A 12,747-nucleotide genomic window follows, 5' to 3' on the forward strand; every position below is an offset into this window, starting at 1 on the left:
CCGTGATTGCGGGCTTTTTTTCGTCCATTGCACTTACCAACAGGCAATAAGAACCCCGTAGACGTTAATCTGCGGGGCTATTTAGAGTCGAGCACGTAATCAGATAAATCCGTCCCCTTGACCTTGCCTCCTCTGTTTAAAATCTTCTCGGCTTTTTAAGGGCCAGCAAGGCAAATCGCTTTAACTTGCGGGACGTTTCCTAGAGAATCTTTCGGCCTTGTGCCCGCTGGAATCGCTGGCTAGTCTTCGCTCCGTCGCTGCATATCAGCGACCGGGTGTGGAAACCTGGAAATCAGTGGGCGCCAAGCGCCAGCACCATAATCGTTGTCGGCGTTTTTTTCGTCAGCGTTCTATGGCGGCTGTACGTGGGCAGACTTCGGTCTGGCCGGGTCCTACTGTCCGGTTTTCCACCCTGCGTATAGCTGCCACCCTCTGTCGTGTGGAAACGACATTAGGTGGCTCCCCCCTCAGTAGGAGCTTATGCATGGACAAGATCGTTCCAGACCCACCTCGTACCACCCGGGACCGCGAAGCTTTTGATCGCGCCTTGAGTCACTACCTCCAACCCGACCCCGTCTCCCACCCAATATTTACCGTTCACCAAGACGTCAGCTTTGAAGACGCAATCGCTCAAATCTCTGATTTGCTGCGCTGTGCAGCCGCAACGGCTGAAGGTGCTGTGCAGGGATCAACAGGAGAAAACCGGGGCATGGCGTGTTCCACCGTTCACCTGATAGACATGGCTAGAACGTTGGCAGATCAGGCGTTGGATTGTTTAAAACCGCGCTAAAACAAAAAACATGGGGGCTGAACTACTTGAAATAAAATAAATCAGTCCCCTTTACTCGCTTTACTCGGTTTTTCGGGGGAGTTGAGGAAAGAGTTCCAAGCCTCGAAGGCATCGTGATGGCGTAGAGTCGCAGCTTCCCAATCGGCCCCCGCTACTTCCTTTGCGCAAACCATCATCATCATTTTACTGGTGGCTGCGTCGAGTTCGATTAAGAGCTGGTGAGATTTGAACCTGAAGTCATCTAATCCGCTCATACATTCGCCTTGCGACAGGTCTAGCCGGAAATTCCGTGTTGTACCCGTCTAACTGAGGACAAAGCGTTGATGCCAAACGTTCCGTAGCGTAGACGAACTACCGCTTCGCTTGATTTGAGCCCGCTCTGGGAAGCCTCTCAGGCTTCGATGTGGTGATTGACCGAGTAGCACTCGGGGCTTTTAGCCTTGCCAAATCAAGGCCCCTCACCAGAGCCTCCATCATGGTTTCGCCGGGCGCCTGAAGTACGGCGGGCACTGCGTCTACTGCGGGGTGCTGCTGGGTGAAAAGTGGCACGTGAAAAGCCTCAACCTCTAACTCAACAAAATAAAAAAGTGTTGGTACGCCTACCCAAAGGTTTTGGTACGCGTATCTTTTCCAGCGCCCAATAAAAAACCCCGTAGACGTTAATCTACGGGGTTTCTAAGAGTGGAGGCCGAGGTCGGAATCGAACCGGCGTAGGCGGATTTGCAATCCGCTGCATAACCATTTTGCTACTCGGCCTCAAACGATCAATGCCTTACAACCGACATTCACCGCATACAAACTTGAGTGGGCTATGTGAAGCTTGCCTCTACTCTATCTCATTGAAAACATTGAAGTTTTTAATGCTTCAGTGCGTTCGATGGGCGCAATTATGTACTCATTTGCCAGGGCTTGCAACCCCTTGATTTCAAAAAATATTCTCTCAAGGGGCATCAATTCCCGGTGGGCTACCCTACCGCCCGGCTTCTTCCTTGTCACGGATAACCTGCAATTGGTACTGCGGGTCCGCCTTGATCTGCTGTTCGGTAAACGGCAGTGGGCTTAGTTTTTTCTCGGAAAACGCCCGGGTCTGGTCCTTGTAGTATTTCGACGCCGGGTCGCTGGACAGGGAGAACGCCAGTACGCCTTCGGCATTGGGGCCCTTCTCGTCGAAGGTCACGATCTGCAAGTAGCTGCTGCCGCTGACCACTTCGCGCTTGCCGTCAGCCCTTGGCACGCTTTGCATGGCGTTGTACACGCCGAGCTCTTGCGGCCCGCCATGGATCGGGGTTTGGCCCGAGACCTGGATGTCACCCCAGCGGCTGTCAGCGGTGAGGCCGCGTTTGGCGACGTCGGCGGCTGACGCAAGCATCGCGTCATGCAGCGCCTTGGCCACGCCTGCGCGTTCAATCGCCAGCCCACGAGGTGTGGTCAGTGGTTGCGTCGGGTCAAACCCCACTTTCCATGCATCGGGCGCTTGCGCCAGTTGTTCCGCCAGGTTGATGAAGTGCACCAGGCCCAGGCCGCTGTCGAGGTTGGCGCGCAGGTCCCAGCTTTTCAGGCTGTCGCACACGGTTTTCACGGCGGCGTCGGCACCCGCGCAGTACTTGAGCAGGTCCGGCATGACTTGGCTGGCGAGATACACCTGGTTGTCCATGACCATGTTCTGCAAGTCGGCGACCTTGATCGGTTGCTTGTCGAGTTCCTGCAAGCGCTGCAAGGCGAAACGGGCACGTGGGCCCAGGCCGATTTTCTCCTGGCTGATCACCGGCGAGAATCCGGTCAGCGGCGCCTTGGGGTTGACCAGCCACGCCGAGTCATTGGAGTGCTGTACGTAGTCGGTGCGCTGCAGTTGTGGCAGTTGATCGGCCGGGAAGATCCCGGCCTGGGCGGCACGCGGGTCTATATCCCAGGCGCAGGCGCTGCGGGAACCGTCGAGCATGATGAATTGCAGGCCAACCCGGGGATCACTGCACTGCGCGAGTTTTTTCGCGCTGACGTTCGGGACCACCGACAGGTTCATGTACAGGCTCTGGCCCTGGTCGTCCGCCGCCAGGGTGTTGACCCACGGGATACCCTGCAGGGTGTGCACCGAGGCTTGCAGCTCCTTGAGGTTCGCGGCGCGGTTCATCGCGTACCACTGGTGCAGAACACGGTCGTTACCCAGGTTGGCGTCCCGCAGGCTGAAGGCATATTTGTTGTCCCAGTCCAGCTTGCCCGGCCATTGCACCACCGGGCCGAACTGCGAGCTGTAGACCGTGCGGGACTCTTCCCGGGTGCTGCCGTCGGCGGCTTTGACTGTCACCTTGATGCTGGTTTTATCCATAGGCACGGATTTGCCATCCAGCAGATAGCGGGTCGGGTCCTTGGGGTCCAGGGTCAGGCGGTACAGGGTGAAGTGCTTGGAGGTATCAACGGTGTGCGTCCAGGCCACGTGCTGGTTGAAGCCGATATTGATCACCGGCAGGCCCGGCAAGGCGGCGCCCATTACATCCAGCTGGCCGGGAATGGTCAGGTGCATCTCGTAGAAACGCATGCCGCCGCCCCACGGAAAATGCGGGTTGGCCAGCAACATGCCGCGGCCGTTGAACGAACGGTCACGCCCCACCGCCACTGCGTTGCTGCCGCGATCCAGGGCGAAACGCTGTTGATTGGCTGCGGCGACCTCAAACGCCTTGGCATCTACCTGGGCGACGGCATTCGGCGGCGTGGCACCCACCACCGCTTCGGCAAACTGCCCAACGCCACCTTCCACCAGCAGCCGGCGGGTCACCTTGACCAGGTCTTCAGCCGTGATCGGCCGCACCCAGGCCGCCTGGCACTGCGCCGGCAAGCCTTGGGCGGTACGCTCCTTGAGGTAACGGTTATAGCCGGCGACATACCCTTCGATACGCTGCTGCATCGCCGGGGGTTGCGCCTTCCAGAATGCCGCAACGGCCCCGGGTGTGTTCAGCCAGGTGAAGAACACGTCGTTGGTCAGGTTATTGCGCCCTTCCTGGGTCGCCTGCTCGGGGCCAAAGTACTTGGCGCGCTCGCCGTTGACCGTCACCACTTCATTGGCCAGCAGGCACAGGTTGTCCTGGGCATAGGCGTAACCGATGCCAAACCCCAGGCCGCGCTCATCGTTGGCCCGAATATGCGGGACACCAAAACTGGTGCGCCGAATCTCCGCAGTGGTCTGTTGCTCCTGCACCCGCGCCGTGGCCGAAACACTCAGCCCCAGCAACGCCCCAACCACGCACGCCCTGAACAACCCGTTGGAAATAATCACACAGACTCCACAGCCAAATTAAACACCGTGACGAGGGACAGCTTCGCCAACACCTCAGTTAAGACGTAAAAGCCGGGAATAATTTAGCAGCCACCGATGATTATTCGGACATGTCGATATGTCTCCAGGATGTTACCGACAAAATTTCTACATCCCGCGCTTCATGATTTCGGCTGCTCGTACGTCTTATTAATTAAGAGCGCCATCATTTTCCTGATCAGGCTCTGATAAGGAGTTTTTGCATGTACAACCCGCAACTGCCCACGGAAGGACACTCATCCATGCATGACGGAGGTTTTGGCTCCGGTAACCAAGCGTTCGGCAAAGCGCCGGAACATGGCAACCAGCGCATTCGTCATTTGCTCAAGTGTTTTGGCCTGCGCACCAGCCTGATCCGGCTGAAGGTCATCGACGCCCTGCTGACGGCCGCCGACAACCAGCGCACCCTCGGCGTGCGCGGCGTGCACAGCCATTTGCTGGAGCTGGGCATTCCATTGTCATTTCTCAGCGTGCGGGAGGTGCTCAAGCGCCTGTGCACCGAAGGCGTGATTACCCTGAACGCCGACAAGAGCTACAGCCTGCACGAGCAGGCTGCCAAAGTCCTGGAAGGCCGGGCCTGACTCAGAGGTTAGGCTTGACCTTGCGGCGCATCACACCGTTGATCACCACCACGGTGACCGCTACGGCAATCGCGATGTACTGGAACGTCTTTTCGCTGATGACCCCGTTGTTCTGCAGGTAGGACAGGCCAAACATCGTCCCCAGTACCAGCAGGGAGATCAGAATCGAATATTTCAAACGTTGCTTTTGGGTCATGACGGGTTCCTGAAGCTAAAAAAATTGTATCCACTTTGTATCGACTGCCACACCAAGCACATACCCATTGGCGGGGATGGATTGGGGTCGGCGGGGTCTCATGTTACAGGCGATGAAAAACTTTGGCTTGCCCAACGCCTGATCGAACCTGTGAGTACCCTAGAGGATTTTGAAATGCTTCGTCGAATCACACTGCTGATTCCCTTGCTGATCATGTTGAGCATGAGCGGCTGCATTATTTTCCCCCACGGCGGCGGCGGTTGGCATGACCATCGCTACTACGACGGCGGACCGGGCTATTACCATCGCTGAGGCCCTCCTCGCACATTTTCTGACAACTTGAACACCTGCGGGCGGAATGACCGTACCTGTTTTCGACACTCAAAAAGAGCGTCTTGGAAACAGGGAGGTTTTCGCAAAGGCGTATGTCCTCATACACTCACGCAGGTGTTCCGATGATTGCTACCGCGAACCTTTCCACCCCTTTCCCGCCCGCCGACGCTGTACCCTCCCCGCCCCTCGAGCCAGTGAATGACTCATCACTGCCACAAGAAACCCGTCATGAAGCCCCCGCACCTGATGGGCCTCAAGCGCTGAAAACAGCCATGGGAGACTGGCGAAACCTGCAAACGCTTGCGCACAAGCTCACTGAAACGGCTCACGACCTGGCAAACAATGCCGACGCACCGGCAGTGTTATCGGTGCTGCAGCGCACCTCGGTGGCGATTGAGCCCGAACCGGCCTCCACCAGCCTGAAGGCATTCATTGAGAGCCAAAACACCCCCCTGCCACAGAGCAAGGCAGAACTCCTTGCCCTGGCGAACCAGCTGACGCAGCAGGCCCTCGTACACCCGTTGGGCACCTTCGGCGGCGCCTTGTCCTGGCCCATGCCCCCGAGCCTGGAACAACAGCGCGATATCAAGAATCTGGTGGACAACAACACGGCACGCCTCGAAGGCCTGCCATTGACCGTTCGACGCAGCGGGGCGCTGGATTACCTGATGAACGCCCAGCCGTTATCCACGGCGCAGTTGCGCGATCCGATCAGCGCCATGGAAACCCTCCTTGGTAGCCCCCGCGCCCAGGCGTTGGGCAACGCCATACGTACCGCACTTGACGGCTACCCCAGCGGTGACGGGGTGAATGACTACGTGTTGGCAGCGATCCAGCTCGGCCTGGACCCCGAGTCCATCAACGCCCCCGCCAGAAACCGCGTTGCCGGCTTTGACCTCGCCCATCCCGGCCACCGGGGCAAACCCGCGTCAACCATCATCCATGCACTAGGCAACCACCTGGAGGCCGAGGGCCGCACCGCAAACGGCAGCGGTGGTTTGGCCGCCCGGCTGTTACTGGCGCGAACAGCACCACAGTTTCTGGTCAAGGATATTCCCGAGCAGGTCGTCTACGGCAGCCAGGCCTGGGCCAACTTGTGCATCGCGGTCGCCGGGATCGAAGCGCAGACACCCGGCAAGGCGGCGAACATGACCTTTGCCCAGGTCATGAGCGCCGAGGGTGCGGCCGACAGTGCCCCGGCGTCCGCCCGCACGGCGGCACTGATCGATTGGGGCGTGGCCAATAACCTTCTCCCCGTAAAAGATGACGCGCAGTACGACCAAGAGGAAATTGACAGCACCCGAAGCCTCTTCAATGCTCAGTTGGAAAAACTCAAACAGGTCTCTGGCCTGCTGGATACCAAGCTGCCGAGCCGCAAAGAAATGGCGCTGGCCCTGCTCAAGGAAAAGTTTGGCGAAGGTGTACCGTTCGAGGAGAGAGTGCTGCGCATGGACTATAGACCTGAGATCCGCGGCGCAGCACGCTTCAGCGATCCCTATTCAATGCTCGACATCACGATGCAAGGCTTGAGGATAGAGGCCTCCGACTGGGTGGTGAGGGGGTCGCATGCCAACATCAATCTGGAAACCTTCGCTGCGTTCACCAAAAGCCGCCAATTTAACGTACCTGCCGCTTTCGACAGCCAATTCTCCAAGGCCATCGACAACTTCAAAACCGTTAAGAAATTCTCTGTCATCAACGCCATCACCCATCTCCCACTGGAAGATCAAAACAATCTCAAGCTCGGAAAACTCAACTTCTACAAAGAGAACAGCTACAAAATCAGTTTCAATCCACTGGCCGGCGATCAACTCTTCCATAGCAGCCCCAAGATTCTGGTAAAGGCCGAAAACAACCAAACCATCACCACCTATGAAATCGACACCGAAAAAGGCACGGTGAAAAGAAAGAACAACAGCATCCTTTCACGCCCGCATCAGGTCCTTTCAAACGAAATCACCAAAATAGAAGAATTTACGCCCGTCATGGGCCCCTGGAGCAGCATTCACCGTGAGCAACCGGCGAGCGCCTCTTCCGGCAGCACGTTCCTGAGCGTGCGAATAGACGACCTTGCCGATGCCACCGTCCAGGCGCTTGGCCTGGACAACCCGGCGATCAAAAAACAAGCGGCCGGCAGCACACCCGCCGAAAGCAGACGAGACAGGGTTGATTCGATACAACACTTTGTCCTCGACCTTATTCCGCTGAAGTCAGCCATCGGCAACCTTCTGGACGGCAACTACAAAGACGGGCTCATTGACCTGTCACTGGACGTGTTTGGCTTCGTGACCGCTGGCGTCGGGGCCGCGGCAAAAGTGGGCAAGACCCTCGGCGCGGTAGGCTCCAGCGCCACCAAGCTACTCAACACCAGCAAGATCCTCGGGGTGGCGGCCTTGGGCGAACTCAACCCGTTGAACGGCCTGGGCGACGTGGTGGTGGGGGCTGGGAAACTCGCACTCAAAGGCGCAGGCGCCCTCGCCCAGAGCGTACAAACGTTGAAAGGTACGGCAAACGGTGTTGACCTGGCGCAAGCCAGCGAGCTGTATGACGCGGCGGCCAGCGGAACGCTGAAGGTGGCCGACCGCACAGTTGAAACAAGCGCCGTGCAGCATAACGGCAAATGGTATGCCTTCGATGCCGACCGGATGCAGCCTTATGGCAGCCCGCTGGAAACATTTGATCCGGTCAGTACGCTGATGCCGCCGTCCCCCAACATTCGCCAAACCGGGAATCACCGGCACAACCCGCTGAACCGCAGTGCACGGCCTGCTCTAAACCAGCCAGTTACGCTGAAAACCGATCATTTACCCACAGAAGAATATGTAAAACACATTAAAGGCGCCCCGAGTGATGCTCATTTCACGCCCAGTCGACGCCAGGCCACCAAGGATCGGTTCGAGCAGGAAATGAATGACTATTACCAACGCATGGCCAACGGTGAGATGCCCGCCCGCCCGACGATTCCCACCACTGCGGATTACGAAAAGGTACCCGACCTGCTCAGCAAGTCCCTGGACGCCTCCGATGTAGTGGTGCTGGGAGAAAATCATCGAAGCCTGTCAAGCTTCAGGACCCTGAACGACAATATGCAATTGTTTAAGGATAAAGGCGTCAAGGTCATAGGCATTGAAGGAATGTTTTACGACAAGAATATGCGCCTTGTCGATGACGGCATGGGCAAGACCGGCCCTGGCTACAGGCCTCACGATCCGAACCTGACACTGGATCAACTGATCAAAAAGTTCCAAGCCAACGGCATCGAAGTAGTGCCCCTTGATCATCCTTATCTGACACGCCATAAACACGAGCGTAACCACTACACCCAGCAGAATATAGACGAGCGAAACTTACAGCGCCTGCAGGAGTTCAATTACTACGCGGCACAAACACTGAAACAGCATAGTGGCAACGGTAAAGTGATAGCGTTAGTTGGCCGACAACATATCAACACCACCCAGAACATCCCCGGCGTGGCCGAACTGACCGGAGGCATTGGCATAGGCCTCTATGAACGAGCGGGTATGCGAGTCGGGTATGGCACCAACTCTCTGGATCCTCGGCCAGGCCCATCGGGCGCCTTGGCAGGCCACAATGATATAACCGGAGACTTGCAAATTTTCGCACCCGAGTAATTTTGGCGGATGAAACAAGGCCCGGATAAACCACCCCGGGCCGTTTCTGGCGTGCGATCAGCTGCCATGCACCCAACGCTGATGCAACCACCGCGCAAACGCATCCAGGGCAAACCCCAACAGGCCGATCAGCAGCACCATCGCCATCAGTTCCGAGTACGCCAGCCGGTCGCGAGTGTCGAGGATGTAATAACCCAGCCCGGCACTCACCCCGAGCATCTCGCACGGCACCAGCACGATCCACAGAATGCCGATGGCCAGGCGCACGCCGGTCAGCACGTGCCCCATCACGCCGGGAATAATCACCCGGCGCAAGGTTTCCCAGCGCGTGGCGCTCAGGCTTTTGCTCAGTTGCAACCAGCGCGGATCGAGCTGACGCACACCCGCCGCCGTATTCAGCAGAATCGGCCACACCGCCGCGAACGCCAGCAGGAAGTAGATCGGCTGGTCGCCCACGCCCATCAACATCACCACGATGGGCATCCACGACAGCGGCGAGATCATCCGCAAAAACTGGAACGCCGGCGTGGTCGCCGCCTCCAGCTTGCGCGAACTGCCCACCAGCAAGCCCAACGGCACGCCAATCAGCAACGCCAGGAACAGCCCGACGAAGATCCGCTTGAGGCTCACGGCGATGTTCAGGTACAGCTCGCTGCGGCCCAGCAATTCCCAGAGGCTGGTGAGGGTCGCCGACAGCGAAAAGCGCGCAGACAAACCGTCCGCACTGCCGAACACCTTCACCCCCAGCCACCAGAGCAACAACAATCCCGCCAGCCCACTCAAGCCAAGCAACCAGCCCGGCAAGCCCAAGGTTTTGCCGTTATTCAAACGCCAATCTCCTCGTGCCGCTCGAAGCCTTCGGGCAAGCCGAAGGTCTTCATGCCGCCCACCGCTGCGATGGCGTTGCGCACGAAGCGGTCGTCCACCAGGTCTTTGGCGACAAACGCCGGGTCCAGGTCGGCGAGGAATTGCTTGTCGCCCTCGATCAGCGTGTCTTTCAGTCGGCGCACCAGTTCCTCGGTATAGCTGGGGAATGGGTAGGGCTGGAAGTCGATGCGGTGTTCGTCCCAGTTGGCGTGCTGGATCGCGCCGTCGGCCAGGTACGCCGCACGGTCGCTGGCTGCCGGCGCCAGGACTTTACGCAGCACCGGTTCGGCATGCGGGGTGTAGCGATTTTCGCCGTCCTTGGACAGCAGTTTCACCGCCTCTTCACGGTTGTCGCGGGTCCAGACCTGGGCCTTGACGATTGCATTCACCACCTTCTGCGACCATTCCGGGCGGTTGGTCAGGTCGTGCTCGTGCATGAACACTACGCAGCACGCATGGTTGCGCCACACGTCGCCGGTGAAGCGCTGCACCCGGCCCACGTTGAGGTTTTCCGCCAGGGCGTTGAACGGCTCGGCGACGATGTAGCCGTCGATGCGTTTGCTGGCCAGGGCCGGCGGCATGTCCGAGGGCGGCAACACGATCAGGTTGACCTCGTTGGCAGCAATCGCACTGCCGGCGGCACGGGCCACCGGGGTCAGGCCGTTGTCACGGAACAGCTGCTGCACCACCACGTTGTGGATCGAGTACCAGAACGGAATCGCCACCGACTTGCCGCCCAGTTGCTTCACATCGGTAATACCTGGGGACACGGTCAAACCCGAGCCGCCCACGTGGTTCCAGGCCACGACCTTGGCCGGGACCTTGCTGCCATAACGCGCCCACACCGTCATCGGCGACAACAGGTGAATCACGTTGACCTGGCCGGAGATAAACGCCTCGATCACCTGAGCCCAACTGCGCAACAACACCGGGCGCTCGGCCTTGATGCCTTCGGCTTCGAACAGGCCGTTGTTGTGGGCCACCAGCAGCGGCGTGGCGTCGGTGATCGGCAAGTAACCGATGCGTACCGGCGCGTCCGGCTCACTGGCCGCGCGCGCCTGCAAACTGCTGAGCAGTGGCAAGGCACCGGCGGCACTGAGCACGGCCGAGAGTTTGAGAAAGTCACGGCGCGAGTGAGTGAGGTCATCCAGACACATGGCAAGGCTCCAGCAGTTCAGGGGGTTGGGGTTCAGTGCGGCTCGCCCGCCGTAGGGTTTTGAGAATGTCGATGCGCAGGGTGCCGATGGCTTCCACCTGTTCTTCCCGCGGTTGCGGCAGGTCGATGCGCCATTCGCCGAGGGTCCGCGCCGGGCGGTTACCCAGTAGCAGAATCCGGTCGGACAACAGCAGCGCTTCGTCGATGTCATGGGTGATCAGCACCGCCGCCGAACCTTGCTCGCGGTTGACCTTGAGCAGCAGGTGTTGCATGTCGGCGCGGGTCACTTCATCCAGGGCACCGAAGGGTTCATCCAGCAGCAATACCTGCGGCTGGCGGGCCAGGCAGCGGGCCAGCGCAGTACGCTGGGCCATGCCGCCGGACAGCGCCGCCGGGAACTGCTGCCGGGCGTGTTCCAGGCCCACGGCATGGATCGCGTGGTCGACCCGGTTGCGTCGTTCTTCAGGACTGAGGTGCGGTTGGCGGGCAAAGTCCAGGCCGAAGGCGACGTTCTTTTCCAGGCTCAACCACGGCAACAGGCTGGGGTCCTGGAACGCCACCGCCACCCGCGGATGCGGGCCACTTAACGGCTCGCCCAGCAGGCGGATGCTGCCACCCTGGGGCGCCTGCAAACCGGCAAGCACCCGCAGCAGGCTGGACTTGCCAACGCCGCTGGGGCCGAGGATCGACACCACTTCGCCGGGCTGCAATTGCAAGTCGAAGCCTTCCAGCACCGAGTGGCCGCCATAGCCCAGGCAGATTCCCTGGGCGTGCAATACCGCCTGGCTCATAGATTGGCCTGACGGTTCAACTCGGTGCGCAACTGCACCAGGCTCGGGGTCACGATCGGCACAAACGCCGACTCGCGCCAACGCCGGGCGAAACCGCTGCCATAGGCCGTCAGATAGGCCTTGCCGCCACTGGCTTGCAGCTCCAGCTGGACGGCGCTGGCGGCAATTTCCGCGAGGGCAATGCGCAGGCGGAACAAGGGTACTGGCTCGGTCCCGAAGCGGCCGCTCAGCAAACCTTTCTTGAGGTCGTTGACCGCCTGTTCCAGCGCGGTACGCAGCACTTCCAACTCTTCGCGCAATACGGTGCGGCTGGAGCCCAGGTGATTGGCCACCTCCGCCAGCGAGCGCCGCGCCAGGCCGATGGACATGCCGCATTGCAAGCCGAGAAACGCCGGGCGCACGGCCGGCAGGAACTTGCGTGCATCGTCATGCAGCAACCAGTCGCGGCTCAGTTCCACGGCTTCGAAGCCGAGGGCTGCGGTGTTGCTCGATTGCAGGCCCAACAGTTCCAGGTCACGGGAACGTTGCAGGCCGGACACCGAGTCAGGAATCGCCAGGATAAACGGCGCGCCGCCCTGGGCATGCTCGATAGCGGCGGCCACCACAAACCCGTTCTTGCGCAGGTTGGTCACCCAGTGCAGGCGGCCATTGAGGTTCCAGCCGTCATCCGTCGGCTCGGCGCTGATTTGCAGCGACTCGATGCCGGACAAAAATTTCATCGCGTTGGACAGCCCGGTGGCCCCGGCCAGCTTGCCGCTCAGCAGGTCCGGCAGCAGTTGCTCACGCAGGCGCTGATTCGGGCTTTGCAGCAGGTATTCGATAAACGAGCGCTGGCCCCAGCACACAAACGCCGAGGCCAGGGAATGGCTGGCCACATCGGCAATGGCCTCTATCGCGCCCGTGACGTCGCCGCCCAGGCCGCCGAGGTCCTTGGGCACGCCGATACGTAATACATTGGCCTCTGCCAGCCGTGGCAGCACTTCCTGCGGATCGCAACTGCCCACATCCAGGGCCTGCGCTTGAACATCGAGCCAACGGCTCAAGATTGGGTCAAGCATTCATGTTTCTCCTTGTTACAGCATGTTTACCATCGC

General features: G+C 59.5%; 10 protein-coding genes and 1 tRNA gene. 4 read left to right on the forward strand and 7 right to left on the reverse strand.

The window, feature by feature from the left end:
• Positions 1-484: 484 nt before the first annotated feature.
• A complete protein-coding gene (locus LIY45_RS21490) occupies positions 485-790 on the forward strand; it encodes a DUF3077 domain-containing protein (RefSeq protein ID WP_226477521.1) in 306 nt (101 codons plus the stop codon).
• A gap of 682 nt (positions 791-1,472) precedes the next feature.
• Here the strand turns inward: LIY45_RS21490 and LIY45_RS21495 are convergent.
• A tRNA-Cys gene (locus LIY45_RS21495) sits at positions 1,473-1,546 on the reverse strand.
• Between the two features lie 214 nt (positions 1,547-1,760).
• On the reverse strand, positions 1,761-4,058 hold the full coding sequence (locus tag LIY45_RS21500; protein ID WP_226477522.1) for an acylase: 2,298 nt from the start codon (positions 4,056-4,058) through the stop codon (positions 1,761-1,763).
• 242 nt (positions 4,059-4,300) lie between these two features.
• Between LIY45_RS21500 and LIY45_RS21505 the strand changes: the two genes are divergently transcribed.
• The gene (locus LIY45_RS21505) at positions 4,301-4,678 is read left to right on the forward strand and encodes a hypothetical protein (RefSeq protein ID WP_063030685.1); all 378 of its coding nucleotides are present in this window, start codon (positions 4,301-4,303) and stop codon (positions 4,676-4,678) included.
• Between the two features lies 1 nt (position 4,679).
• On the opposite strand, the gene LIY45_RS21510 is transcribed toward LIY45_RS21505, so the two are convergent.
• Entirely contained in the window at positions 4,680-4,874 is a 195-nt protein-coding gene (locus LIY45_RS21510) for a hypothetical protein (RefSeq protein WP_003207574.1), read from the reverse strand.
• Between the two features lie 174 nt (positions 4,875-5,048).
• Here LIY45_RS21510 and LIY45_RS21515 point away from each other — a divergent pair, with 174 nt between their 5' ends.
• Positions 5,049-5,186 (forward strand): hypothetical protein, encoded by a 138-nt coding sequence (locus tag LIY45_RS21515; RefSeq protein WP_010171564.1) that lies wholly within the window; start codon positions 5,049-5,051, stop codon positions 5,184-5,186.
• 143 nt (positions 5,187-5,329) lie between these two features.
• Positions 5,330-8,839 carry a membrane-targeted effector domain-containing toxin gene (locus tag LIY45_RS21520; protein WP_226477523.1) on the forward strand — a complete coding sequence of 1,170 codons (3,510 nt, stop codon included), beginning with the start codon at positions 5,330-5,332 and terminating at the stop codon, positions 8,837-8,839.
• A 57-nt stretch (positions 8,840-8,896) separates the two neighbouring features.
• Here LIY45_RS21520 and LIY45_RS21525 read toward each other — a convergent pair whose 3' ends face one another.
• Genes LIY45_RS21525 through LIY45_RS21540 form a run of 4 tightly spaced genes read right to left on the reverse strand, consistent with a single transcriptional unit; the run spans position 8,897 to position 12,711 of the window.
• A complete protein-coding gene (locus tag LIY45_RS21525) occupies positions 8,897-9,649 on the reverse strand; it encodes an ABC transporter permease (RefSeq protein WP_226477581.1) in 753 nt (250 codons plus the stop codon).
• Between the two features lie 14 nt (positions 9,650-9,663).
• Positions 9,664-10,863 (reverse strand): ABC transporter substrate-binding protein, encoded by a 1,200-nt coding sequence (locus LIY45_RS21530; RefSeq protein ID WP_226477524.1) that lies wholly within the window; start codon positions 10,861-10,863, stop codon positions 9,664-9,666.
• Positions 10,850-11,653, reverse strand: coding sequence for an ABC transporter ATP-binding protein (locus tag LIY45_RS21535; RefSeq protein ID WP_226477525.1), 804 nt, complete (start codon positions 11,651-11,653; stop codon positions 10,850-10,852). The genes LIY45_RS21530 and LIY45_RS21535 overlap by 14 nt, the downstream gene beginning before the upstream one ends.
• The gene (locus tag LIY45_RS21540) at positions 11,650-12,711 is read right to left on the reverse strand and encodes an acyl-CoA dehydrogenase family protein (RefSeq protein ID WP_226477526.1); all 1,062 of its coding nucleotides are present in this window, start codon (positions 12,709-12,711) and stop codon (positions 11,650-11,652) included. The genes LIY45_RS21535 and LIY45_RS21540 overlap by 4 nt, the downstream gene beginning before the upstream one ends.
• Positions 12,712-12,747: the final 36 nt, after the last annotated feature.

The sequence above is a fragment of the Pseudomonas sp. MWU16-30323 genome (genome assembly GCF_020515595.1).
In the GTDB taxonomy this organism is placed as follows: domain Bacteria; phylum Pseudomonadota; class Gammaproteobacteria; order Pseudomonadales; family Pseudomonadaceae; genus Aquipseudomonas; species Aquipseudomonas yamanorum.